This window comes from Crocosphaera sp. Alani8, from assembly GCF_038442745.1.
Classification (GTDB): Bacteria; Cyanobacteriota; Cyanobacteriia; order Cyanobacteriales; family Microcystaceae; genus Crocosphaera.
Window position 1 is genome coordinate 1 of record NZ_JARVCN010000428.1, and the last position, 25,250, is coordinate 25,250.

General features: G+C 40.1%; 20 protein-coding genes. 4 read left to right on the forward strand and 16 right to left on the reverse strand.

Annotated elements, in window-relative coordinates; genetic code table 11:
* Positions 1-5 precede the first annotated feature (5 nt).
* From P9B04_RS20885 to P9B04_RS20900, 4 genes are all read right to left on the reverse strand, one after another.
* Entirely contained in the window at positions 6-596 is a 591-nt protein-coding gene (locus P9B04_RS20885) for a serine/threonine protein kinase (protein WP_342056899.1), read from the reverse strand.
* Between the two features lie 388 nt (positions 597-984).
* Positions 985-1,470: a phosphoribosyl-AMP cyclohydrolase gene (gene hisI / locus P9B04_RS20890; RefSeq protein ID WP_342056900.1), complete on the reverse strand. Its 486-nt coding sequence runs from the start codon at positions 1,468-1,470 to the stop codon at positions 985-987.
* A 148-nt stretch (positions 1,471-1,618) separates the two neighbouring features.
* The gene (locus P9B04_RS20895) at positions 1,619-2,362 is read right to left on the reverse strand and encodes a cytochrome c biogenesis protein CcdA (RefSeq protein WP_342056901.1); all 744 of its coding nucleotides are present in this window, start codon (positions 2,360-2,362) and stop codon (positions 1,619-1,621) included.
* Positions 2,363-2,397: 35 nt separating this feature from the next.
* The gene (locus tag P9B04_RS20900; protein WP_342056902.1) at positions 2,398-3,663 is read right to left on the reverse strand and encodes a bifunctional folylpolyglutamate synthase/dihydrofolate synthase; all 1,266 of its coding nucleotides are present in this window, start codon (positions 3,661-3,663) and stop codon (positions 2,398-2,400) included.
* Between the two features lie 290 nt (positions 3,664-3,953).
* Between P9B04_RS20900 and P9B04_RS20905 the strand changes: the two genes are divergently transcribed.
* Complete coding sequence (locus tag P9B04_RS20905) at positions 3,954-5,972, forward strand: iron uptake porin (RefSeq protein WP_342056903.1); 2,019 nt, start codon at positions 3,954-3,956, stop codon at positions 5,970-5,972.
* Between the two features lie 109 nt (positions 5,973-6,081).
* Complete coding sequence (locus tag P9B04_RS20910; RefSeq protein ID WP_342056904.1) at positions 6,082-6,726, forward strand: class I SAM-dependent methyltransferase; 645 nt, start codon at positions 6,082-6,084, stop codon at positions 6,724-6,726.
* A 38-nt stretch (positions 6,727-6,764) separates the two neighbouring features.
* Here P9B04_RS20910 and P9B04_RS20915 read toward each other — a convergent pair whose 3' ends face one another.
* Positions 6,765-8,039 carry a hypothetical protein gene (locus P9B04_RS20915; protein WP_342056905.1) on the reverse strand — a complete coding sequence of 425 codons (1,275 nt, stop codon included), beginning with the start codon at positions 8,037-8,039 and terminating at the stop codon, positions 6,765-6,767.
* A 163-nt stretch (positions 8,040-8,202) separates the two neighbouring features.
* Here P9B04_RS20915 and P9B04_RS20920 point away from each other — a divergent pair, with 163 nt between their 5' ends.
* Positions 8,203-9,378 (forward strand): amino acid ABC transporter permease, encoded by a 1,176-nt coding sequence (locus tag P9B04_RS20920; protein ID WP_342056906.1) that lies wholly within the window; start codon positions 8,203-8,205, stop codon positions 9,376-9,378.
* A gap of 35 nt (positions 9,379-9,413) precedes the next feature.
* Here the strand turns inward: P9B04_RS20920 and P9B04_RS20925 are convergent, their stop codons facing one another.
* Together P9B04_RS20925 and P9B04_RS20930 are read right to left on the reverse strand one after the other, a co-directional pair.
* Positions 9,414-9,950: a peroxiredoxin family protein gene (locus tag P9B04_RS20925; RefSeq protein ID WP_342056907.1), complete on the reverse strand. Its 537-nt coding sequence runs from the start codon at positions 9,948-9,950 to the stop codon at positions 9,414-9,416.
* A 34-nt stretch (positions 9,951-9,984) separates the two neighbouring features.
* Positions 9,985-11,238, reverse strand: a complete 1,254-nt coding sequence (locus tag P9B04_RS20930; RefSeq protein WP_342056908.1) for a serine/threonine-protein kinase — start codon at positions 11,236-11,238, stop codon at positions 9,985-9,987.
* A 167-nt stretch (positions 11,239-11,405) separates the two neighbouring features.
* Here P9B04_RS20930 and rpsO point away from each other — a divergent pair, with 167 nt between their 5' ends.
* The gene (rpsO, locus tag P9B04_RS20935) at positions 11,406-11,675 is read left to right on the forward strand and encodes a 30S ribosomal protein S15 (protein WP_342056909.1); all 270 of its coding nucleotides are present in this window, start codon (positions 11,406-11,408) and stop codon (positions 11,673-11,675) included.
* A gap of 76 nt (positions 11,676-11,751) precedes the next feature.
* On the opposite strand, the gene chlG is transcribed toward rpsO, so the two are convergent.
* From chlG to P9B04_RS20980, 9 genes are all read right to left on the reverse strand, one after another.
* On the reverse strand, positions 11,752-12,729 hold the full coding sequence (gene chlG / locus P9B04_RS20940) for a chlorophyll synthase ChlG (RefSeq protein ID WP_342056910.1): 978 nt from the start codon (positions 12,727-12,729) through the stop codon (positions 11,752-11,754).
* Between the two features lie 103 nt (positions 12,730-12,832).
* Entirely contained in the window at positions 12,833-13,399 is a 567-nt protein-coding gene (locus P9B04_RS20945) for a hypothetical protein (protein ID WP_342056911.1), read from the reverse strand.
* A complete protein-coding gene (locus P9B04_RS20950; RefSeq protein ID WP_342056912.1) occupies positions 13,396-14,070 on the reverse strand; it encodes a ParA family protein in 675 nt (224 codons plus the stop codon). The genes P9B04_RS20945 and P9B04_RS20950 overlap by 4 nt, the downstream gene beginning before the upstream one ends.
* A gap of 52 nt (positions 14,071-14,122) precedes the next feature.
* Positions 14,123-15,394, reverse strand: a complete 1,272-nt coding sequence (locus tag P9B04_RS20955) for a site-2 protease family protein (protein ID WP_342056913.1) — start codon at positions 15,392-15,394, stop codon at positions 14,123-14,125.
* A 711-nt stretch (positions 15,395-16,105) separates the two neighbouring features.
* On the reverse strand, positions 16,106-17,356 hold the full coding sequence (fabF, locus tag P9B04_RS20960) for a beta-ketoacyl-ACP synthase II (RefSeq protein ID WP_342056914.1): 1,251 nt from the start codon (positions 17,354-17,356) through the stop codon (positions 16,106-16,108).
* 81 nt (positions 17,357-17,437) lie between these two features.
* On the reverse strand, positions 17,438-17,686 hold the full coding sequence (acpP, locus tag P9B04_RS20965; protein ID WP_342056915.1) for an acyl carrier protein: 249 nt from the start codon (positions 17,684-17,686) through the stop codon (positions 17,438-17,440).
* Between the two features lie 237 nt (positions 17,687-17,923).
* On the reverse strand, positions 17,924-18,445 hold the full coding sequence (locus P9B04_RS20970) for a chemotaxis protein CheW (protein WP_342056916.1): 522 nt from the start codon (positions 18,443-18,445) through the stop codon (positions 17,924-17,926).
* Between the two features lie 45 nt (positions 18,446-18,490).
* Positions 18,491-21,691, reverse strand: coding sequence for a hybrid sensor histidine kinase/response regulator (locus P9B04_RS20975; protein ID WP_342056917.1), 3,201 nt, complete (start codon positions 21,689-21,691; stop codon positions 18,491-18,493).
* Between the two features lie 106 nt (positions 21,692-21,797).
* Positions 21,798-25,178: a methyl-accepting chemotaxis protein gene (locus tag P9B04_RS20980; RefSeq protein ID WP_342056918.1), complete on the reverse strand. Its 3,381-nt coding sequence runs from the start codon at positions 25,176-25,178 to the stop codon at positions 21,798-21,800.
* Between the last annotated feature and the right edge of the window lie 72 nt (positions 25,179-25,250).

A 25,250-nucleotide genomic window follows, 5' to 3' on the forward strand; every position in this document is an offset into this window, starting at 1 on the left:
TGTGGTCATTCCCTAAAGCATATTTTGGAACTTTTCAGAATGAAATAGCCCTGGGTACTACCTCCCATTAAAGTTGTATAATATTGATGTTTAACTGAGCCAAAATCTACTAAAAATACTTTTCCTTTTTCATCTCGAATAATGTTACTGGGTTTGATATCCCGATGAATAACAGGAGAGTTTAAACTATGTAAATAAATAAGAATATTGAGTATTTGTTCAGCAATATTTTTAACCTCTTCTTCTGTGGTACGCCATCCTTCATTTACCCAATCTTGTAATGATTTTCCAGGGGCTAATTCTCGGATGAGATAAAAGGTTTTACCTGTTTCTGTTTCAATATCAAAATAATCTAAATATTGGGGAATACTTGGATGTTGTAAATTCTCTAAAACTGCTGCTTCTCTCTCTAAACATTCTATATTTGTCCAGTTTTCTGATTCTTGTAAAGAAACTATTTTTAAGGCAACTTTTTCCTGGGTGTTTGTGTTTTCAGCTAAATAAGTAATTCCCATACCACCTTGACCTAAAATATCAAGGATACGATAAGGATGCTTGTCTATAGGTAAGTGAGGAAAAGGAGAAGAAGTTAACATGGGATGATTCAGAAAAAGTGTAATTAGAGAGTTAATCAGTTACAGCAATCAGCATTATCTTTAGGAAGTTAAAGAGATTCCTCGTACCTCGGAATGAAACCGACAGATTCAAACAATGTCTTAATTAATCCTTGTATTGCTATATCCCGATTATTCTAGCTAATCATTTCTGAAAAAGCATATAACATGATCCGCAGGGGTGAACGGCCGTTTACCCCTACAAGATAAACATCTTTAACTAATTAACAATCCACCCCAAGCAAGAAATAAAGAAAAAACGATCGTAGCGATCGCCTGTTTACCTAACAGTAATAAGGCAAATCGAGAATATTTTAAGAATAATTATTATTCTCAAAATATTCATAACACAACAATGCTTTGTCTTTATTTACAATTGGGTTGGGTTAGGTGCATCACCATATACGGCTTTTGGATCAAATGTTTTCTCGCTTTCAGTAAAAGTTAACTGTAGTGGTTGCTGGGAAGAAACAGCACTTTCTCCTGTAGGAATACGGCGATAGAAACAAGAACGATAACCCACGTGACAACTAGCACCCGAACCAGCTACTATAACCTGCATCCAGAGACAATCTTGGTCATCATCAATGGTTAACTGTGCTACTTTCTGCACCAGTCCACTAGATTGACCTTTATGCCATAATTGCTGACGACTGCGACTGTAATAGTGAGCTTCTCCAGTTTCAATGGTTTTAACTAACGCCTCTTCGTTCATATAAGCGTGCATCAGCACTTCACCCGTGTTTACATCGGTGGTAACCACTGGAATTAGACCGTTAGAGTCGAATTTTGGAGCAAGGAACAAACCTTCTTCTACTTGTTCTACTGAGGTTCTGGCAGTAAATAAGGGATTCATATTGGCTCAACCTTTCGATTATGATAATCATTATCATATAAAAGGAATTACCCTTTGGTAACAAGGCAAACGCATTTAATTTTTGTTAAAATTTTTCCACTATATGGGAATCACTACCACGGAGTTTAAGCTTTCTAATATTATGATTTTATGACAAGCTGTTTAATGGTAAGCGAGATAATAAGGAAAACATTCCAAATACAATTAGTGAAATACCACTAACAGGATTAATCCAAGCAGACCAACGACGTAATTCTAACAAGTTTTTTAAGGTAGCTGTAAAGGTTCCTGCTAAAATTAAAGGTAGGACATAACCCACCGTATAAGCTAATAATAATACGCCCCCTAAAATCAAGTCTTGTTTTGTGGCAACCCATGCTAATAATGTTGCTAAAACTGGGGTGCTACAAGGGGAAGCAACTAAACCAAAAGTTAACCCAAGAAGGTAGGAACGAACTACAGGAGGAAGATCTTCTGTTATCCAGTTTGTTTCTCCCAAAGAAGGAAACTGAAATGAGATAACTTCTAGCAGATTTAACCCCATTAAAATAGCAATTAAACTGACAACAATAGGCAAACCTATGCCAATTTGTCCGTAAACTTTTCCTAAAGATGCTGCTAGAATCCCTAACCCGGCTAAAGTGGTTGCCAATCCCAAAGAAAACCAAGCAGATTGACGCATTCCTTGTAACTTTCCTTGAGATTCGTAACCACCAATATAAGCGATTGTGATGGGTAACATGGACAGCATACAAGGGGTTAAACTGGTTAATAGTCCCGCAAAAAAGATGATAGCAACGCTAATCAAGCTAAGGTGATCGAGTTGTAAAGAAACCAAGCGATTAGCAAATTGTTGAAGCTGATATATTTGTGTTTGTAAGGATTCGAGCATAAACATTGCGGTTTTATTCCTAGCTTTATTATAGCTTAAGCCTTGGGAGATTTACTGTTATCCCATTGAAGATGGCCCAAAAGGTGACCAATTAGATACAAAGAACCTGCTACAACGATTATCTGTTGAGAATTTTGCGTATTCACGGCTTTGTCTAAAGCAGAAAAAACGGTTTCTCTTGTTTCAATTTGTGTTAGTTGAGGACATATTTTTTTTGCCAGTTGCGCTAAATCACGGGTATTGGCGGTGCTGTGGTCGGGGACAGGAACTAGATATAAGTTATCATTTGCTTTAAGTAATTCTTGGAAAACTTTATCGTGTTCTTTTGTAGATAACATCCCTATTATCCAGATAACAGATTTATCCAAACTATCAACATAACCACGTAACATTTTAGCGGCGGCTGGATTATGGGCCCCATCGATCAGGATAGGATTATTTTTCCATTCTATCCATTGTATTCTGCCTGACCAATAGGTATTTTTAATTCCTTGCTTAATATGATTTTCAGTTATTTTCCATCCTTTATCTTGCAATATTTTAACAGTTTTTATAGCCAAAGCAGAGTTATTCAGTTGCATTTCTCCTAATAAAGATAATCGATAGGTGATATTTTTATATTTTGCCAAATTTTCAGATAGATAACTACTAGGTTTAACCCAAGTGTAGGGACAGTTTAAAGCTTCAATTCGAGACTGAAAAATAGGTTTGACTTCATCGGAAACCTGACCCATAATGACAGGACACTGAGGCTTAAAAATACCAGCTTTTTCTTTAGCAATATCTTTAACAGTCGGGCCCAATTGTTGCCAATGTTCGCGACTAATAGAAGTAATCACCGTTGCCAAAGGGCGATCGCAAACATTGGTAGCATCTAAACGACCCCCTAAACCCACTTCAATAACGGCAATATCAACTTTTTGCTGAGCAAAATAAACCCAAGCTGCTGCGGTAATAATTTCAAATTGTGTGGGAATATCTTCAGTCGTATTAATAGAGTTTTTAATCTTAATTAAAATAGTTTCTAGTTCTGTTTCTGCGATGGGTTGATTATTAATGCAAATTCTTTCTGTCCAATGGATTAAATGGGGAGAAGTATAACGCCCCACCCTGTAACCTGCTTCTACTAAAATAGAAGATAAGTAAGCACACACAGAACCCTTACCGTTGGTTCCTCCCACATGAATCATCGGAATGTTTTGATGAGGATTGTCTAAGCTATGCAGTAAAGCTTTGATACGATCTAACCCTAAGTGAACACCAAAACGTTTGAAGCTTTGTAAAGTAGAATCAATACTCATTTGTAACTCTGATTGGAATCATTCCCCATCATTTAATAGATGCAAGTAGTCAATTAACAATAATAAACGTTAAGGTATACGAGACTCAAAATCAGTATGCCAGCTAGAGAGGTAGAACTATCAGATATGCTCAAATCTATCTGAGACTTTTATCAGTAAAAGTAATATCAAGGATAGCTTCACAAAAGTTAAACTTATATGTGAGCCAATCAAAAAAAGCTGTGTATAATGGGATGATGAGTGAGGCTATAAACTCTGTAGTCAACCTAATGGTGTGAGGAAAGCTGAAAATGCTAAAATTGTTATGGAAAACCCTGCTGGTTAGTCCAGCATTTATGGGAGTTGTACTAGCATCTAACTCGGCTGCTGCCGAAAGTACTTCCCAGTACGAATTTAATCATAGTGCAGACCAGGGCTTAGAAATAGCCCAAGCACGAGACGAATTATTAGACAAGCTCGAAAGCTACAGCCAAGAAGGCAACTCAAATAACCTTAATGAGCAGGTTACCAGCGTCAGTGAACTACGTGATGTTTCCCCCACTGACTGGGCTTATGAAGCATTGAGAAGCCTAGTTGAGCGTTACGGTTGTATTGTTGGTTATCCCGACAGAACCTTCCGTGGTAACCGTGCTACCTCCCGTTGGGAATTCGCCGCAGGTTTAAACGCGTGTTTGAACACCATGGAACGTTTGATCCAAGAAAACGTAGCGGTACTTCGGGAAGATATCGAAAAGCTCAAGCGTTTAATGCAGGAATTTGAAGCAGAACTAGCTGCTTTGGGCGCACGAGTCGATAACTTAGAAGGTAGAGTTGCTTTCTTAGAGGATCACCAGTTCTCCACCACTACCAAGTTAGTCGGTGAAGTAATCATGGCTGTGACCGCTGCTGGTGGTAGCCGTTCTTCTGAGGACAACCAAGCTGTCTTCCAAGATCGTATCCGTTTAGCTTTTAACACCAGTTTCAGCGGAGAAGACCTCTTAGTTACCCGTTTATCCGCTAGTACAGGTACTGGACAAGACCGTTTTACCCTAAACGAACCTAACCTACGGGTTCTCAACCCCAACACAGGTCAGCCCATTGGTATTGCCTTCGCAGAAAATACCCTAATCAACCCCACAGCTACCCAAACCTTCAACATCGGTCCTCGTCGTAACGAAAGCGATAACGACGTAACCATTGACTGGGTTGGTTATTATGCTCCCATCGAGCCGTTAAACGACTTTAGAATCAACACCTACATCAGTCCTTGGGGTGGACGTTGGCACCACTTCGTTCCTACCTTAAACCCCTTCTTCGAGGACTTTGACGGTGGTAAAGGTTCTTTAAGTACATTTGCTCAGCGTAACCCCATCTACCGTATTGGTGGTGGTGCTGGTGCTGGTATGAGTTTCCAACTTGGCTTCCTGGAAAGTTTGCTCGGTCCTACCTCTCTTAGCTTCGGTTACTTAGCAGGAACCGCTAACGATCCTTGCCTCAACGGTGGTGGAGAAAACCCCGACGGTAGCACTCGCGGTTGTCAAACTGGTAAAGCTATCAACCCCGCTACCGGTCAAGAGTACGCAGCCAGCGACGGTGGTAACGGTTTATTCAACGGTAACTACGGTGGCTTGGCTCAAATCAACGGTAACCTCTTTAACGTAGTCAATATTGCTTTCACCTACGTTCACGCTTACCACAAGCCAGACTCCCCCATCTTTGGTCAAGGTATTCCTACCGGACCTGGAGAAGTGGGAACCTCTTTTGCTAACTTCTCTCGTTCTCAGTTAAATAATGCCTTTGCGGCTGGTTCTGTTGGAGAACCCGGAACTCCTACTTTGGACTACAACACCAACGGTACGAACTCCAACGATCCTTTACAGGTCAACCCCTTCGACATCGGTGGTAAAGTAACCAACAGTTATGGTGGTCAAATGACCTGGCGTGTTGCTGAATGGATGAACTTCAGCGCATTTGGATCTTTCACTAACGTTCGTTTCATCGGTCGTGGAAAGAGTGCTGAAGTCTGGACTGGTGGTGGCGGTTTTGCCTTCCCCGATCTCTTCAAAGAAGGAAACCTATTAGGTATCTTTGCAGGGGTTCAACCCTATCATGGTGGTCGTCAACGTCCTTTCTTGGGCGAAAGACAAGGTTTCTTTAACCTTCCCAGTCGTAACCCCATCACTGCAGAAGTGTTCTACCGTTACCAAGTTACCGACAACATTTCCGTAACACCTGGCGTAATCTGGATCTCTAACCCTGACCAGTTTGTTAACATCCAAGGTGCTGACGATGAGGTAATTGGAACCCTCCGTGGAACCTTCTCTTTCTAGACTTTGATAGTCTTAAATTGATCTAAGCTCAAGTATGAATTAACCCTGTCACTCGCAGGGTTATTTTTTTTTATAATAAGAATTGAAATATAAAAAAATAGTTTAATTTATGTTGTTGAACCCCCATCAAAGAGAAAAACTTGATCCTGGTAACGATCGAGAATTTTATGCTTTTCCCCGTTTTGTGACCCATGTTGATGAGGGATTTATCGATCAATTGACTAACCTTTATCAACAACATTTACAACCCCAAACACGGGTTTTAGATTTAATGAGTAGTTGGGTGTCTCATCTTCCTGATGATCTACAATTTGACCATGTGGAAGGTCATGGAATGAACCAAGAAGAGTTAGCAAAAAATCCTCGTCTTGATCATTATTTTGTACAGAATCTTAACGATAATCCCAAATTACCTTTACAAGATAACGATTTTTCTGCTGTTTTGATTGCTGTTTCTGTTCAATATTTACAGTATCCTGAAGCTATTTTTTCAGAAATTCATCGCGTTCTCAAACCTGGTGGTATTGTTATTGTTAGTTTTTCTAATCGGATGTTCTATCAAAAAGCAATTTCTGCTTGGCGTGACGGTACAGATGCTCTGAGAATTCAGTTAGTTAAAAACTATTTTCGGTCTATTCCTGGGTTTAGTAAACCGGAAGTAGTTATGAATGTCTCTCCTCTGCCAAGTTTCTTACAAATGTTAGGTATGATGGGTGCTGATCCTTTTTATGCGATTATTTCCCAGAAAGTCTAGCTATTAATTTTTGGTGCAATTAATTAATTGCACCTATTTTAAGGTAGCATTGCTACCCACTGATGTTGAGCAAATCGAAGGGAGAAAGTAACTAGTAATAAGCTAAAAAATGCTAAAACAAAATAACCCCAACGGGAAGATTTGGAGACAGTTACACCTAAAGCAATAGGCAAAGAAACAATCCCATAAGCTAAACGATTTAAGGAGATAGTTCCCCCAGAAGATAATAATAGTCCCAACCCGCACAAACCATAGATATAAACAACTAAACTTAACTGTTTACGGGAACACCATAATAATACAAGTCCCCCTAAAACAGATAGGGTATTTAACAGAGAATCTCCGCCTAAAAGCCATAATAAAAAACATAAACTACACAAACTGTAATCAAAATAAACTTTAGGAATAAAAGCTCGACAATACCATAATCCGTACATCATAACCATGATTAATAAAAATAAGAAAGGATGCAAAGGATCAACAATGGTCCCAGCAGCCCAATTTTTTCCCCCGATGGTAATTTCTGCTAACATTTGACCCCATCCGTTCCAATCAATTCCTTGTTTCCGTTGCCATTCTGTATGTTGTACTGTAATAAATGCAAAAGGATTATCAAAATAAAACCAACAGTAAAGACTATACAAAAAGGTACCCCCACTACTAGCAAAAGCTGTAATATAAGCCATCCAAGATAGCTTTTTACGCCAAGCAATAAACAAAAAAGTAGGAATTAAAGCTAGTCCTGTAATTCGGGTAGCTGTTGCCAATATTCCCCAAACAATTGTTTGAGCATATTGTTTGTTTTCAAAGGTGCATAAAGCCAAACTACTAAATAATAAAAATACTCCTTCCGTATAGATAACTGTGCAAAAAATAGACAAAGGACACCAAGCTAAAATAGCCACAACCCAACGCGCAACTAAAAGACTATTAGTTTTTTTGATCCAGATATAAACGACAAATAGAGTTATAATAAATGCAGTATTATTAACAACAATACCAACAATATTAGCAGGAAATCCCAGCAGTATACCTAATCTAATTAATAAAGGAAATAAAGGGAAAAAAGCAATATTTGAACCAGGTTCAGATCCTGTTGTATCATAACTATTAACTGCGATTTGTTGATATAAAATGCTATCCCAAGCAGAAAATACTTCCCATCCAAAATTAATTGAACCATCCCCTGAATCGATATGAATTAAAGGAGCAATTCCTATCATTGTGGTAACGATAAGTCCCCTACTTAGTAACCCCATCAATAGAACAAAATACCATTCATTATTTAGTATTTGACGAAAAAAACACAGCATTATTTTCTCAGGCAATAAATCCACAACTCTAATATGTCATACTTTGAGACGGTTTTTACAAATTTAGATTTTAATCTTTTCCAACATCAAACTGATTAATTCTCTCTTGAAATTTGTTAACTTTTCCACTATATTTAATAGGTTGAATAAATTAAACATCATTATGTCTCTCGTCTTTTCTGATCGTCTTAGTCCCATGAATTGGATTAAAAAGAATCTTTTTAGTAGTTGGCTTAATGGTTTTCTTACTTTAGTTAGTCTTATTTTTATTTTTGGAGTTGGTTCACGGTTAATCTCTTGGACATTATCTCAAGCACAATGGGAAGTTATTACAGCTAATTTGCGTTTATTTTTTGTCGGTCAATATCCTGTAAGTTTATTATGGAGAGCGTGGGTAACTTTAGGCATTATTTTTAGTTTAATCGGTTTTTCTTGGGGCAATTTATCAAATTCTAATAACTTATTCAATACTATTAATTTAGCCTTTTTAGGACTAACTACCGTCCTATTAGCATTGTTAGCTATTCCTATTAGTTTAATTTCTAGTGCGAGATTATTAGGTATTTTACTATTATTCGTTTTCTTTGCGTTAGTCGGCAAAAAAATAAGGGACAAATCACCTAAATTTAGTAATTACTTATCCTTGATTTGGGGATTAACTTTCTTTTTTATATTAGGATTATTACAAGGAGCTTTGTTTTTACGTCCTGTTAGACTAGATGATTTTAGTGGTTTAATTTTAACCCTGCTTGTGTCGATAATTAGTATTATTTTGTCCTTTCCTTTTGGGGTATTATTAGCACTAGGAAGACAAAGCACTTTACTTGTTATTCGCTGGTTATCTATTGCTTATATCGAACTAATTAGAGGTTTACCCTTAATTGGTGTACTGTTCATGGCACAGGTAATGTTACCCTTAATTTTACCCCAGGAAATGCGCATTCAACGGGTCATTCGAGCCATTGCAGGATTTACTTTATTCAGTGCCGCTTATCTAGCAGAAAACGTTAGAGGAGGTTTACAATCTATTCCTAGAGGACAAACCGAAGCGGCTAAAGCATTAGGATTAAATACATTTTTCGTCTTAATTTTAGTAGTCTTACCTCAAGCACTAAAAGTTGTTATTCCTACTATTGTTGGTCAATTTATCAGTTTATTTAAAGATACCTCCCTACTAGCTATTGTCGGGTTAGTTGATTTATTGGGAATCTCTCAATCTATTTTAGCTAACCCTAAATTTATCGGTCGCTATGGGGAAGTATATATTTTTGTAGCGATCATTTATTGGGTATTTTGTTATTCTATGTCCTTATTAAGTCGTCGATTAGAAAAGGGGTAAAAATCATTTTTAATCATTTTTCACCCACACCCCAATCATGAAATCTTTAGTAATAATCGATCAACACTAGCATTATGATCGATAAAGGAAAATAAGTGCTTATATTCTATTTTTCCTGTTTTATCCAACAAAAACTGTGCTGGAAGTGGCGCACCCAAAGCCTGTCCAGTACGATACATTCTGAATACCCGACAATCGGGGTTACTCAGTAAAGGCATCTTTAAACCCAAATCTCGAACAACAATTTGACTTTGTTGAATATCCGTACTGGTAATCATTAAAACCTCTACCCCACGCTCAATAAATTTTTCATAATGTTTATTGAGACTGATAATGTGGGGATAACAAAAAGGACAATATTGTTTTTCTGTGAAAATACGAGTAAAAGCTAAAATAACCGGCTGTCGATCAAAATAATCATTTAATCTGACCTTCCGATTGTTCGTAATGTCCGGTAAAGTAAAATCAGGAGCTGTGCTTTCTAATAAGATCTGATTTGTGGCAGGAATAGGGAGAAAGTTATTAAAAAAACGCCGATTAATTAAACCAGAAAAGTCCGTAGATGTTAACATAACCCTGTCATCTATTGTTACTAAAGGATAAAAACTATCTTGATAATTTTCTACGGAAATCTTGAGCTTGTTGGGGATCAGGTATTTTACCTGCTAATGCCTTTACAAAATCTGCTGGAGAAATGCTCGGATTCTTTTTAAGAGTTTTCTGACATATTAAAGAAGCCATCGGTCCGATAAGCTCGGCTAACTCTGTTTGACACTGCTCAAGAAAACTAGCCTCAATCGTTTCTTCAACCTCATTAGACCCGAAAACTCCCGTTTTAGGGGGTAATGGCAAAGGCTGATTAGGAGGAGGTACGCGAGTGGGAACATCATCCGTATTATCACTGACTGGATTAACAGAAAAAGTACCTAAAAAGCTATCTGAGTCATACAAATTATGATATATCCTCTCTAGCTGGTTGAGTATAACCTGAGCCGAGGAAGGTCGTTGATTCGGTGAGCGAGCCATCATTTGGTCTAGCACATCGGCAAAATCAGAGGATGAGTCAGAAACCTCCTCTCGCCAATTTAACCGATCAACATGGGAATCATACAATTCACTGGGATGTTTTCCAGTTAACAGATAAATAAAAGTCCGTCCCAAAGCAAAAAAATCCGACTGAGGAACCGCCTTACCATTCAACTGTTCGATAGGGGTGTAGCCCGCCGAAAACAGCCCTGTAACCCCTCCGCTCGATTGTTTTGACAAATAAGTCTCCGTCACCTCTCTAGCGGTGCCAAAATCGATTAAAACCAATTGTCCCGTAGAACGCAACATGATGTTGGAAGGCTTAATATCTCGGTGGAAAAAATTATGATGGTGAATCTCCTCCAAAATGCGCAGCAGTTGCATCAACCACTGAACAGCCATTTTCTGGGAAATATATTTACCTCGTTGCACAATATACTGGCTCAAATTTAGCCCCTCTATTCTCTCCATGACTAGACAGTACAGAGGTTTATCGCTATCTTTTACATGGAACTGGAAATGAGCATCCGGCTCAACTTGAGGAATTCCCGGATGACTAAGACGGCTTAAAACCTTGATTTCTCTGTCGAATAGTTCAACGTACTTGGGATGATTATGAATTAGGACTTTGAGAACCTTACGAGCAGGCTGATTTTTATCATCAAAGTGACGACTGTCTTGTACCTCGTAGGTTTTGCCAAAACCGCCACCTCCTAGCTCTTTAAGAACACGGTAGCGTCCGTCGAGCAGCAACTCTGAGCCACAACTCTGACAAAATAAGGATACGTCCTGGTTTTCCGGATTAGAACACTGGGGGTTAATGCAAAGACTCATCTGGAGTTGCCACGGGTCAATCTTTCTCTAGTTTAGACTGCCTGATTCAGTTATACACTAATTTTTCTCAGGTTTTATCAGATGTTAATAATTGACACTATTAGTAGTGGTTAAATAGTAAAATAAATGGTATTATAGGAGATTGCAGTATTTATTAAATTATTTTTATGAGTTTAACCGCTAGGGAAAAGCAAACTCTGATTAGTGAATACCAAGTTCACGAAACAGATACCGGATCAGCCGATTTACAAGTAGCTATCCTCACTAAACGTATTACCCAGTTAACTGATCACCTCAAGCAAAATCCCAAAGACCACGCTTCCCGCAGAGGACTCCTAAAAATGATTGGTCGTCGTCGTCGCTTATTAGCCTACATCAACGGCAAAGACAGCAACCGTTACCAAGCATTGATTCAACGCCTTGGTATCCGTCGCTAAAAAAAAGAGGAAGTTTTCATAGGGTTAAAATGTTTCACCTCTGATCCTTCCTCCTCTCCTGACTGCTTGTGAGTAGCTAGACTCCTGCATGTCCTAAAGCTAATCCAGCTACCAACATTCCTAACACCAGAAAAGGTTGTGCGCTGGCTTGGTATTTAACATCATTTTCCAAGGGCGCACGCAAGAAATACATATCTTGGAAAGTAATCTGAGGGATCACCAATAAAAGCAAAATAGCAGCGTATAGATTTTGATGGATGTAAATCAAATAAGCCCCGATACCAGCTTGAAACACATCTATCATGATGACACACACCCAAGCCGCAGTATTAACCCCAAACATCACAGGTAAGGACTTTAACCCCAGTTGGCGATCGCCTTCTACACTCTTAAAGTCATTAACCACCGCAATACCCAGGCCAGCCAAACTATAAAATAGGGTCAAAATCACAATTGTCCAGTTCAACTCACCGAACAAAGCATGACCCGCCCACCAAGGTAAAGCAATATAACTAGCCCCTAAGGCATAATTTCCCAACCAACCGTTCTGTTTTAACTTCAAAGGGGGTGCCGAATAAATATAAGCAAGGAATGCCCCTCCCAAGGTTAAACACAACATAATGGGAAAATCATGACCCACCCATGTGTCCAAACCATAACTTAGAGCAACGGCCACACCTAGTAAAACTAGAATTTGTGTCACCACCTGAGGAACAGAAATAGCCCCAGAGGGAATAGGACGATAAGGTTCATTAATTGCATCGATCTCGCGATCGTAGAAGTCGTTGAGGGTTTGGGTGTATCCTGCCATTAATGGTCCAGACAAGAGCATACAAGCCGCTGCCATCAAAAACTTTTCCGGACTCCAGGTATAATTTCCCGATGAAGCAGCACCACAAACCACACCCCAGATTAAAGGTATCCAGGTAATGGGTTTCATCAACTGTAACCGTAGCTTCCAAATGGAAGTCTCTCCAGAACTCGCACCTTTCATCCCTAATAGTTGACGAGTCTTGCTACTTTTTTCGTTAATTTTGGAAGAAGAATCAGACATAGATAAATAGATAATGAATCATGGATAATTAATTTCCGGAATCACAGGGGTATTCGATATTGCCAAAATCATAACCCCAAGTTCTAAACTCAATTGCTGTTAATTAATCGAACCAACCAATATCGTCATTGGTTAATGGTTTACTGGTTAAAATTGGTGCAGCAAAAGGTTGCAACTCCTTTGCTTGACGAGTTAAAGCTGTTTCTTGTACCACTAATTCTTGAGATGAATCAGTGGAGGAAAGGGGAGGAGAATCTTCTTGTAATTTAGCTTGTAGAGAAGCAATTATTTCGTTCTTTTCCGCTAATTCTCCTGCTAATTCTTCTTTTTGTTGCAGTTGAGCATATAGTTTTTCTACTAATTTCTTTTGTTCGTTGAACTGAGATTGATAGTTCTCTGCTGCTTGTAATTCATTTTGCAGACGACTACTCAATTCCCTTTCATCTTTGATCTCGCCTTCTAAAGTATTAACTTGATTTTGTAAGGTATCAACTTGTTGTTTTTCTTGTTGCAAGGCTCGATTTAATTGGGTAATTAGTTCATCTAATTGTGCCTTGGTCATACGAGTACGATTATCGGGAACCGTCGGACTAACAATTGTTTCAGAGACGGTTTCTGATTGATTTTTTACTTCTTCTTGTATTAAATCTGATAACTTTTTTGTGGTCATAATTGATTCCAATCTCGTTGTAATTCTTCTACGACTCGACGATAATCAGCTTGCGCTTCTTTGGCATTTTTGCCACGCCATTCGGTAATAGGAACTCCCTCCAAAACCGCTCGCTCGTGGGCTTTATATTGACGAATAAAGGCATGACAAGCAGGAATTCCCAACTCCAGCAAAGTGTTTTGAGCCTCTAGAGTTTCCTTTAAACTGCGAGAGTCGACTTTTGTTAATAATACCCGATGAGCGACCTTTAGAGGCATCACTGCAGTTTTAACTGTTTCGATCAATGCCGTTAAATCCATGGCGGCAGGAGGTGTGGGTAAGATTAAGTAATCTGCACAGGCCATCGCCGATTTTAAGGCTTCGGAACGGAGGGCAGGGGGAGTGTCCACAACAATAACCTCGTATTCTTGGATTTTACGCAGTTTTTCCAGAATTTTAGGGTTATTCTCAGTGGTTAAATCAAAATCTATCCCCTCTTCACTTCGTTGTGTCCACCAACTCGCTGAACCTTGGGGATCGGCATCCACCAGTAAAACATCTTGTTTTTCGGCTAGAATAGCAGCTACATTAACCGCAGTGGTGGTCTTTCCCACCCCTCCTTTACCATTGATGATGCCGATAATGGTAGTTTTGGATGGATTAGACTCCGATGCAGAATTATCCTTACTCATGTTTTCCCATATCAACCCGCCCCATCATTATCCCATCTAATGTTGACATTTTTTATATTTCCTTGGGGTTAACTGTCTCACGGTGAGATAGTTCGCTGTCAAGGGTTTTAGCTATGGCAGGTAATTGTAGATAGCTGGGATAAGTTCCCTCGTCTTTTATGCGTTGAATTTCGTTTTCAGCAATGGGTAATTGATGGTGGGTAGCGATCGCTCGAACGATATCTCCACGATCAATAATTCCTGCTACGGCACCTGCAGGAGACAATACGCTAATAGAATGCTCATTGATAGCTTCTAGGGTCTTAATTACCGTAACTACAGGGGTTTTTTCTTCTACGGAGGCAATGGTATTTAAAGGGTGAACAATATCCCATAGGGTTAAGCTATCCCATTGACTGCGTTCGATATTTTGTAGATCTTCGACAACAATTAATCCTCGATAGCGTCCTTCTGAAGCGGCGAAATAGACAATATGATCCTGAAGTTCTCCTATAAGATAATCCTGGGTAAATTGAATCAAACTCAGATTAGCATTAACCACCCGAAACCTTCTTCCCATGATCTCCTGAGCAGTAATTGTTAGGAGACTTTCTTGTAGTTCGGTAATGTGTTGATAATTTTCTGCGTTGCGTCGCACAAACCAACCGATAAAAACGATCCAAAGTCCGCTTAGGGTTCCTGTTAAGAAAATGATGAATAACCCCAAACTAATGCCCAACCACCCTATTAACTGACCACTAGTGGCTGCCCAACGAACTCCCGTGAAGCGATCGCCTTTTAGTTTCCAGACAATAGCTTTGAGAACTTGTCCCCCGTCTAAGGGAAGGCCAGGAATTAAGTTAAAAATTCCTAACACCAGATTAATTCTGGCAGTATCTTCTATCATATAAATGATAAGACGGTGGATAGTGTCTGAGTTATGAGAAAATCGGACACCAGAGGAAAGGGTGAACAATAAAACCGATAATCCTAAGCTCACCAAAGGACCGGCAATGGCTACCCAAAACGCTCCTGTGGGATCTTCTGATTCTCTCTCCATGGCCGCTACTCCCCCGAATAAAAATAGGATTATGGAATTAACGTTGATCCCTTGGTACAGAGCTACTAAACTATGACCTAATTCATGGAGAAGTACGGAAATGAAAAGAAACAAAGCTAAAATTAGCCCTGCGATCCAGGCTAACCACCATGAATTTTCTACTAAATTAAGCTGAGTGATTTCTTGAGAATTGACTAGGGTAACTAATCCCAAAATAAAGAACCAAGAAGAGTCAACATAGAGGGGTATCCCCAATAAAGAACCAATTTGCCATTTTCCGTTCATGATCAAAGGGAGTGGGTTTTTAAATTTTTCTTAACAATTTTTAGACCAATGCCTTGCTATTTTTAGTTTTAGCTGTGGAGTGGTTTATTGCTCATCGCTACAATAAAGCTTCTACTTATATTTTAACCTAAACCCGTTTTCTTAAACAAGGAACAAATAATAACCGATATTACTATTTAATTAAGATTAAGTCCAAAAGCAAAAATTAATAGTTTTACCATGAAGGTGCTTTATAAACTTCGCACTTAATGTTTATCTAATTTTATTTCGTGTTTTTTATATACAATCCTAACTTCTAAGTCCAAGAATAGAATTTCTTCAACGGTTATACTGACATTTTGCACCAGTACATAAAAACTTAAATTACTAAGCAGTTCCTCACTCCGTAGGGCGCGCTATCGCACAGCGTTCGGCTTTCATGTCTTAGCTGAAAGCGTTAAGCTTATGTTTAATCTCACTCACAGTAGATGATAGAGATTGATATGTTTCAACTGATGGCTGATAGCTGATAGCTGAACCCTTACAAACTAGCCAGTTTTATCGAAGGTGCAAGATGTGAGTTATATTCTCTTGTTTTGCTTGGGTTACGGTCAGAACTTCGTCCCATTGCTGAGAAAACTCTTTTACTGATGACATCTCCTACATATTGCAAGATGTAGGAGAAAACATAATCTACTTCTATGGATAACTCAATGACCCAAAAACAACCAATTAGCGATATTTTCTAAAGGCTAATGTCACATTATGACCACCAAAGCCAAAAGAATTAGATAAAGCCACATCAATCTCTAAAGGGCGACTTTTGTAGGGGACATAATCGAGATCGCAATCAGGATCGGGGTTATCTAAATTAAGAGTTGGGGGAATGCGATCGTTAGCTATAGCCATTACCGTAGCCACCGCTTCGATGCCTCCAGAACCTCCCAATAAATGACCAGTCATGGATTTAGTAGAACTAATGGCAATGCGATAAGCGCAATCACCCAGAGCCTTTTTAATAGCCTTAGTTTCAGTCACGTCATTGGCTGCGGTGCTGGTTCCGTGGGCGTTAATATAGCTGACTTTTTCAGGAGAAATGCCACCATCTTTTAGAGCTAACTCCATAGCCCGAGTAGCCCCCCTACCGTCTGGTACTGGGGCTGTGATGTGATAAGCATCACAAGTCATCCCATAACCAACAATCTCCCCATAAATTTTAGCTCCTCGTGCTAGAGCGTGTTCTAATTCTTCGATGATCAAAATTCCTGACCCTTCCCCCATAACAAAACCGTCCCTATCCTTATCAAAAGGCCTGCTTGCTCTTTGTGGCTCATCGTTACGGGTTGATAAGGCTCTAGCTGAGGCAAAACCGGCCACAGACAGAGCGGTAACCGCCGCTTCTGTACCACCGCAGATCATGGCTTTAGCGTAGCCTCCTTGCACGATACGAAAGGCATCACCGATTGCATTAGACCCGGCGGCACAAGCGGTTACAGTACAGTTGTTTGGACCTTTGGCACCAGTATTGATAGCAGTCAACCCTGAGGCGATGTTGCCGATCATCATGGGAATCATAAAAGGACTACAACGACTTGGTCCCCGATTCAAATAAATTGCTTGTTGATCTTCGAGAACCTTGATTCCCCCCACCCCTGTACCAATAATTACCCCGATTTGTTCAGCATTAAGGTCATCAATCACTAACTCTGAGTTAGCTAAAGCCTGTAAACTAGCTGAAACTGCCAACTGAGCAAAACGGTCCATCCTTTTTGCTTCCTTGCGATCCAGATAATCGTGGGGGTCAAATCCTTTGACTTCACCAGCAATCCGACAAGCATGTTTGGATGAGTCAAAACGAGTAATCTCAGTGATACCACTTATTCCGTTCATCAAACCTTGCCAATAGTCTGTTAAAGTGTTGCCAATGGGGGTGATTGCACCTAACCCGGTTACCACTACTCGCTTTAATTGTGAATTTGTCATGATTTTCCCTTATTAAAAAACTGATCCGCCCTACATTGCACTTATGGAGGGAGATGGGGGGATTAAATATACTTATGGTTTCTATTTAGCTTCAGCCTTTTCCTTGTCGATATATTCTACAGCTGCTTGAACTGTGGAAATTTTTTCCGCAGCTTCGTCAGGAATCTCAATGTCAAATTCCTCTTCTAAAGCCATCACTAATTCTACTGTGTCTAAAGAATCAGCCCCTAAGTCGTTGGCAAAGTTAGCCTCTGGGGTGACTTCTGCTTCTGGCTTTTCCAGTTGTTGGGCAACGATGGTTTGTACTTTTTTAAATATTTCTTGGTTCATTAATCTTCAGGTGTACCGCTAACAACCCCGTTGGACTAACCATTACGGAGAGGAAATGGGGCGGAATTTACCATTCCCTAGAGTTGATTTTACAATTAAGGTTTATTGGCCATTATTCATATTAGTCTAAGATTGTACTTTTTAAAAGATCGCAAGTCTGGGTGGCATTCAGCCTCCTTGTTTTGGTCTCCACTGTTTCCTATTTTTTCCATACGCACTAAATTGGTTACCTTATCATTAAAATATAAAGTCCTCGCTTACTGTAGGAGGAACTAAACTGTCTACGTCTAGGATAAAAATAGTTAATAAGCGATGATTTTGCTGGACTCTGGTGACATGACTGGCTATTTCCAAAGTATCTCCGCGACGATAGGAATCTGGTAAAGTGCGGATCTGATTGAGGGGTAACTCAAACAGGGAAGGGGTTTGAGGCACTAAAATGCCAAACAGTTCTTCTGTGCTATTTTTCACCAAAATAAGAAATTGTCTCCCCTCGTTATGGACTTGGGATACTTTAAAAAGACGTTTATGAAGATCAATGGCCGTCAGTTCTCTTTCATCGACGTGAATCAGTCCTATGGCAGTGGTTCCACTACCCTGCATAGGTGTGTAGTGAGTGATCTTTTTTACCGACTCCACTGGCAAAGCTAGATTAAGCTTACCCATTTGGAAGACTAACAATTTACGAAAATTGCATTTCTGTTGTTGCGAATAGGCATCAATACTCTTTGTGTGAGGGGAATTTGTTTTAGTATTCATGGATTTTTAAAGGCAATAATTGAGATTATTAGTTGAATTAATTGATCACTTTTGATTGGCAATCATCTTTTCAATAGTTTCAAGGAATTGTTGTTCAATATATGGTTTGGTGAAATAAGCACTTGCCCCTAAATGGGTGGCTAACTGACGATGTTTTTCGCTACAACGGGAGGTCAACATAGCCACAGGAATACTCATCAATTGTTGATTAAGACGACGTTGACCTAAAAATTCAAATCCATTCATATTAGGCATTTCTACATCACAAATCACCAGTTTAATGCCTAAATTTTGTTGTAGTTGTTCTAGAGCTTCTCGGCCGTCCTTAGCTTGCATAACTCCATACCCCGATTTTTGCAAAGTTAGTACCAAAGTTCGTCTTAGGGTGGCTGAATCATCTACCACTAAAATAGTGGCATTTGGTATCATTGGTCGGGGGATAGCAGTTTCCTTACCAGCACTTTCCACTTTAATACCAGCAGATTTTTCTGAAGAATGATGAGAATTTAAACGCTCCTCCAGTAAGATGGTGCCATTGATGACAGGAATTAACGTTCCGTCCCCTAAAATCGTGCAACCGTAGGTGTATGGAGGGGCTGCGATGGCTTTCCCAAAGGGTTTAATTACTAATTCTTGTTCGGTAATCAAACGAGTCACCTCTAGTGCGTATAAATTCTCCCCTCGTCGTAACACTAGCAGGGGTTGACCCCAGTTATTGGGTGTAGAGATTCCCTGAAGAGACTGGGAATCAAAACCGTGGGTAAAAGGACTATGATAGTCGAGCAGGTTTTTAACGGGGTAAATGGGAATGATCTCCCGTTCCCAAGCCAAAAACTTTTGTTCTCCGGATACTTTAATTTGTTCGGGTTCCGGCATAATAATTTCTTCGATGCTATCGGAGGGTAAAGCAATGGCTGCTCCTTGATGGTGACTATCGTGTTGAATCAAACAGACTAACAGTTTGGCAATGGTGAGGGTAAAGGGTAAACGGAGGGTAAAAGTAGTTCCCTCCCCAGAAGTAGAATTCACAGAAACCGTACCTTTTAAAGCGGTTAGTTGTTCTCGGACTACATCCAAACCCACACCACGACCGGACAGTTCACTCACTTTATTGGTGGTGGAAAATCCAGGCTCAAAGATCAAACTTTGTAAAGCTTCTTTGGTCATTGTAGCCACCTGTTCTGGGGTCACTAAACCAGCTTCAACGGCTTTTTTGGCAATTTTATCCAAATCCAAGCCTCCGCCGTCATCGCGCATTTCAATGATGGTCTGGTTGCCTTGGTGATAGGCTCGAATTTCGATGTGTCCCTGCTCGGGTTTCCCTAACTGACGGCGAATTTCTGGGGGTTCAATACCATGATCGAAACCGTTTCTCAAGAGGTGTTGTAGGGGATCGTATAACTTTTCTAAAGCGGCTTTATCTACCAATACAGAGTTGCCTGTCAGCTTTAATTTAACGGGTTTTTGATACTTGTTGGATAAATCTCGTAAAACTCTGGGGAAGCGGTTTAAGACTTCTCCTAACGGTAACATTCTTGCCCACATCAATTCATCTCGAAGTGAGTTGAGCATTTGTCGTTGTTGTTCTAATGTTTGATTAGAGGTACGGGCAAATAAAACAATATCATCTACTGATTCTTCTAACTGCATCATTTCTTCGAGTAAAGTCTGCACAATAGAATAAACATTGCCATAAGAATCCATTTCTAAAGAATCAAAATCCGTAGTTTCTGAAAGGGAAGAAAGGTTCAAATTGGGTTCTGGAGTGAGGTTTTTGTTCCCAACATTCGCTGATTGATAATTTTCGGGAGCAACTACTATTTGGTCGGATAATTGTTTGAGGTTTTCTGTTATTTTTTGAAAGTGAGAAAATCGCTCGACTAAGTCTCTAACTTTATTTTGTAGTTGATCGTTTTGTAAGGATAAGCTATTACGATTAATGACTAATTCCCCAACTAAATTATTCATTTTTTCCAAGCGATCAAAGTCCACCCTAACGGACAGAGAAGTTCTGGTTTTCTTTGTTTGTGATCCCTCTTTTTTCCTCGAACTTCTTTTTTCTGTAGACGAATTTGAATCATTGGAACCACTACCTGGTTGGGGTTTAGGAGATAGTGGTTTTTCCACAACCAATGATTCACCTTCTTGTTCAACAGTGGGTAAGGTTTCAAAAATATCTTCTACTGATTCTACAAAGGTATGGAGATTTTCTTGGATTTGTGTTTCATCCACTGGTGGAGGTATTTCCCCAAACAGATGGTCTAAAGATGGAACAAAAGGCACCTCCTCCCCAGATTCTCCAAACACATCATCTAACCCTGGAGACTCTTCCCAGTTAGGTTCTTCAGCAGTGGCTACAGTAGTCTCAAAAATCTCATCTAAAGGAGGTGTCTGGTTAAACTCGAGAACCTCATTTTCTCCCTCAACCGTCTCTGTTTCCTGTCTAATCTCGAGGAGATTTCCCCCTGCTAGACTTAACAAATCTTGAGAAGGTTGACCCCCCGAAGTGCGATCGCCGTCCACCAAAACTAAATGCTGACTCTGTTTTAAATCCTTCAAAGCCACTTGAGCGATAGCTAGTGCTTCTGAAGGCAACGCCTCAAGAGCTTGCAAAGTCTGCTGAACAATCTCCCCAAACCCTGGTAAACCTAGGAGTTCAGCAAATCCACTAAACACTTCCCCTTGATTGCGTAAAGTTTGAGTAATTTGTTCATTGTCCCCAGAAGCCAAAACCCTTTCAATTTCTTCTAAACCCTGGACTACATCCACCTCAAACAAAGAAGAAACAATATCAACACCCAAATCAGCCGAAGACGGAATGTACTGTTCTCCTTGAGCCATACTATCCCCTAAAATAGCCTCAATAGCTTCAAACACAGGTACAGCAGTTGAGATCGCCCCCTCTTCATCGAAATTTCCTGCTTTTATTTGTGCTTGTAGAGGATCTCTTAAGCGGTCAAATGCTTCCAATAATAGGCTTTCTAGCTCATCATCGATAATTACTGTTTCATCGTAGAGAGCCTTAAAAATGTCTTCGAGACGATGAGCAATAATTTTGATGGTATTCAGTTCCACACTGGCAGCCCCACCCTTAAGAGAATGAGCCGCCCGCATGATTTCGTGAACAGTAGATGTATCACGTTCTTCTTTGAGAGTCAGTAGCCCAGTTTCAATAATATGTAGAAGTTCGGGGGCTTCTTCAATAAAAAATTGATAGGCTTGGTCGCGGATTTCAGGATTCATCATGGTTTTTAGGAAAATCAAGGCCAAAGAGGAAAGGGAAGACTTGAGTTGGGTGTTAGGAATTAGGGGCTGAATCTCTTGTTAGGAAATAAATAATGGGTGTTTGTGACTAATCAACTTTAAACTGTTCCACATTGGCTTGTAATTGTTGGACAAGGATGAGTATGTCTTTGAAGGAATCGGCTAAATGGTTAGCAGAAACAGAAGTATTCTGGGCAATGTCTACAACGTCCCCCATGATTTCATTCATAGATTCAGAGGTCAAAGATTGCTCTTTAGCGGCCTCAGAAATGCCCCCTACTAAGTCATTAATATGTTGAGAAGCTACCGTGATTTGCTGAAGACTAGAACGAGTTTCTTCCACCAACTGCGTACCTCGCAAAACTCTTGCAGTTCCAGCTTTCATGGTTTGGGTTACTTCTTTGGTTTCCCTTTGAATGCTATTGACCAAAGTTTCGATCTCTGCCGTAGCTTCTGCGGAACTGGTGGCTAAACCTCTTACCTCATCCGCAATAACAGCAAAACCTCGTCCCTCTTCGCCGGCACGGGCTGCTTCGATGGAAGCTTTGAGAGCCAGTAAGTGGGTTTGGGCAGCAAAACGGCCGATCAAACTCACCACCTTAGAAATTCTTTGGGAAGACTCTCCTAAGTGTTGCATTTTTGTCACTGTTTCCGTCACAGTGTCTTGAATGGAGATCATCCCGTCCACTGTTTCGTTGATTGCTTTTTCTCCTGCCACCACACTCTGAGATGCTTCTTGAAAGGCTGTTAATGTCTGTTGAGCGTTGTGGGTGACCAAACCAATAGAACTACTCATAGCGGTGAGGCGATCGCCGGCTACTGCGATTTCTTCTACTTGTTTGAGGGCTTTACTAGCTAAAGTTTCAATTAAATGCTCACTATTTTCGGTGGTGTTGGTAAATTCTTGAGCTACGGTTTTAACCTGAGTAACCAAAGATCTGAGATTTTCCACCGTTGCATTGTAAGAATCTGCAACAGTCCCAATTTCATCTTCTGTAACCTGAGCGCGAACCGTGAGATCCCCTTTACCGATGGGTTCGACCTCCATCAACAATGCTAAGGCTCTCTTTTGTAGTTGTTCTTTGGCTATACGTTGTTGTCTACAAACCAAGGTTTGCTCATCTAGAAGTCTTGTCCGTTCTAAAGCTACCCCAATTTGTAGAGCAACCTGGGTTAAAAAGTCAATTTCCACCTGTTCCCAACGACGAGGACTTTCGCAATGGTGAGCAATGAGTAACCCTAATAATTCTCCTGTCACTACAATAGGAACAACCAGATTAGCCTGAATCTCTAAACTTTCCAGTTGCTGGAGATAGCAGGGGTCTAAAGCCACCTCATGGATGTTAGAAAGAGCTTGAACTCGTCCTTGACGGTATTTATCCACAAAGGATTTAGCAAAACAAGGATCGGGAATATTTTTTCCTAGAGCTTTGGGATAGAGTGGATCAACAGATTCTGCGACAATGGTTCCTTTCCAACTGCCATCAAAACTGTACACAACCACTCGGTCTGTATTGAGGGCATCACGACTATGTTCTACCGCTAAATCAAAGAGACTTTGGGGATTCACTTCTGTGGAAATCCTTAAGGTAACTTCTTTGAGATCACGAGCTAACCCAGATTCTAATTGTTTCCTTTGAGCAAGGGTGACACGATTAATGGTGGCTTGTAGTTGGGTGACAAATTGTTTGAGAAAATTAATTTCCGTTTCTTGCCAAGGTTGCTCATGGTTGCAACGATGGGCAAACAAAAAGCCGTAAAGGGTTTTTTGATTAAAGATGGGGATAATCAATTGCTCTTTGACTTGAAAATCCTCTAAACTATCTCGATATTGGGAGTCTTTGGCGATAATATCTAGTTGTTCGAGGGTCCACTCTTGTGTTGATGGAGTTTCTCGTAATTGTTGTAATAAGTTGGAGGAAACCATCTCTCCATGATGGTCTTGTTTTGAAAGAGAGGCATAATCACCCCTAACCACTTCGTACTTTACTTGTCCTCTATTGTCTTGATCGAAGTGATAGATAAATAGACGATCCAATTGAATTAAACTACTTGCTCCCTCTAAACCTTGATGGAACCAACGATCTAACATAATGGAGTCGAGGGTTTGGGGGGAAGAAAGTTCGGCTAAGAAGCGAAACATTTGTGTTTTTTGTCGTAACCCTTGTTCGTGAGCGGCAATATTCGTGGCCATCTCGTTGAAATAAGTTCCTAACTCCCCCACTTCGTCTTGAGAAAGAACATCAACCCTAGCATGGTAGTTACCATTAGCGAACTGTTGGGTCACTTTTTGTAAACGTTTAATGGGTTTGATGATCGCAGAGGCAATAGTATTGGCCAGCACAACCACAACCCCCAAAACTATCACCGATAGACTCAGTTGTAACATTAAACTGTCTTTGAGGATCTTATTTAATCCTAGTTCTGGATCACCGTAAACTAAAACGGCAATTTCATCTCCTTGATAATTAGGAATGGCTCTTGCTGCTAAGGTGTAGTTGTGGTTGGTAATGTATCCTCTTTGCGCTACAGATCGGCCTTCAGCTGCCACCGCTCGTTGTAGGATTGATGGATCGGGAAGGGGTGTGTTGAAATTAGCGTCTCGCAACTCTGTTTTTTCAAAGGCAGTGGCGAGGGAAAATTCTTTATTTTCGGGATGATAGAGATAGACAGCACTGTAACCTACCCCTTGAAAAGTCTCTACTGTTTTTTTTACTATATCTAAATTGCCGTTAACAATATCCCCAGAAATGAGGCTACCAATCACGTTTTGTGTTCCTGGGAGTTTAACAGGGGTGATGGTATAACGCATCAAAGCAGGTTGACTATCTAATCCTGGAGGGAGAGGGGCGTTTTCTTTGGTCAATTCTTCCCAACTAATCAACTCACTGGTGCGAATTTGTTTTTGTTCTTTGGTGGCCTGAGTAACTAACCCTTGGGGGTTGAATACTTCCCCGTCACGTCTGCTGTTGGCATTGGCAATGATGCGCGAGTCTTTGTCCACTAAGGTAGCATATTCGAGATTGTATAGTTTTTGCTGATTTTTTAAAATAGATCGTAATTCGCTGCGAATTTCGGGGGATAAAGACTGTCCTTGACTTAAAATTTTAGTGGCTTCCACCACGGTAGGATGCTCAGATTCTGCTGTAAAACCCAAGCCCATAGTTTCTAGATCGGTATTATAATTGAGTTCTGTAACCGCTAATTGAGATTTTGTTTGATAAAGTAAATGAGAGCGCAAGCTACCCACCAAAGAAGTTGAGCCTAACCCAATTAATCCCCCTAGTGCTAGAAAAATTAGAGCGGTCATCATTTGAGTTTTGCGACTGATGGGCAAGTTAAAGAACTGCTCAACCAAAGGCAATACAGGGGCATGGGAATGATTTGGGGTAGTTGTAGTGTTAGAAGATAAAGGTGGGGATACCCTAGAAGGAGAATGATTATAAACTGGCTTAACAGGAGTTTGCATAATAATGGATCGAGAAAAATTAACAATTAAGAATTAAGAATTGAGATACCTACCCACTTAGGTGGTTTCGGT

Coding starts and splice junctions, on each gene's coding strand:
- P9B04_RS20885 (WP_342056899.1), bottom strand. CDS start 596: ATGTTAACTTCTTCTCCTTTTCCTCACTTACCTATAGACAAGCATCCT.
- hisI (WP_342056900.1), bottom strand. CDS start 1,470: ATGAATCCCTTATTTACTGCCAGAACCTCAGTAGAACAAGTAGAAGAA.
- P9B04_RS20895 (WP_342056901.1), bottom strand. CDS start 2,362: ATGCTCGAATCCTTACAAACACAAATATATCAGCTTCAACAATTTGCT.
- P9B04_RS20900 (WP_342056902.1), bottom strand. CDS start 3,663: ATGAGTATTGATTCTACTTTACAAAGCTTCAAACGTTTTGGTGTTCAC.
- P9B04_RS20905 (WP_342056903.1), top strand. CDS start 3,954: ATGCTAAAATTGTTATGGAAAACCCTGCTGGTTAGTCCAGCATTTATG.
- P9B04_RS20910 (WP_342056904.1), top strand. CDS start 6,082: ATGTTGTTGAACCCCCATCAAAGAGAAAAACTTGATCCTGGTAACGAT.
- P9B04_RS20915 (WP_342056905.1), bottom strand. CDS start 8,039: ATGCTGTGTTTTTTTCGTCAAATACTAAATAATGAATGGTATTTTGTT.
- P9B04_RS20920 (WP_342056906.1), top strand. CDS start 8,203: ATGTCTCTCGTCTTTTCTGATCGTCTTAGTCCCATGAATTGGATTAAA.
- P9B04_RS20925 (WP_342056907.1), bottom strand. CDS start 9,950: ATGTTAACATCTACGGACTTTTCTGGTTTAATTAATCGGCGTTTTTTT.
- P9B04_RS20930 (WP_342056908.1), bottom strand. CDS start 11,238: ATGAGTCTTTGCATTAACCCCCAGTGTTCTAATCCGGAAAACCAGGAC.
- rpsO (WP_342056909.1), top strand. CDS start 11,406: ATGAGTTTAACCGCTAGGGAAAAGCAAACTCTGATTAGTGAATACCAA.
- chlG (WP_342056910.1), bottom strand. CDS start 12,729: ATGTCTGATTCTTCTTCCAAAATTAACGAAAAAAGTAGCAAGACTCGT.
- P9B04_RS20945 (WP_342056911.1), bottom strand. CDS start 13,399: ATGACCACAAAAAAGTTATCAGATTTAATACAAGAAGAAGTAAAAAAT.
- P9B04_RS20950 (WP_342056912.1), bottom strand. CDS start 14,070: ATGAGTAAGGATAATTCTGCATCGGAGTCTAATCCATCCAAAACTACC.
- P9B04_RS20955 (WP_342056913.1), bottom strand. CDS start 15,394: ATGAACGGAAAATGGCAAATTGGTTCTTTATTGGGGATACCCCTCTAT.
- fabF (WP_342056914.1), bottom strand. CDS start 17,356: ATGACAAATTCACAATTAAAGCGAGTAGTGGTAACCGGGTTAGGTGCA.
- acpP (WP_342056915.1), bottom strand. CDS start 17,686: ATGAACCAAGAAATATTTAAAAAAGTACAAACCATCGTTGCCCAACAA.
- P9B04_RS20970 (WP_342056916.1), bottom strand. CDS start 18,445: ATGAATACTAAAACAAATTCCCCTCACACAAAGAGTATTGATGCCTAT.
- P9B04_RS20975 (WP_342056917.1), bottom strand. CDS start 21,691: ATGATGAATCCTGAAATCCGCGACCAAGCCTATCAATTTTTTATTGAA.
- P9B04_RS20980 (WP_342056918.1), bottom strand. CDS start 25,178: ATGCAAACTCCTGTTAAGCCAGTTTATAATCATTCTCCTTCTAGGGTA.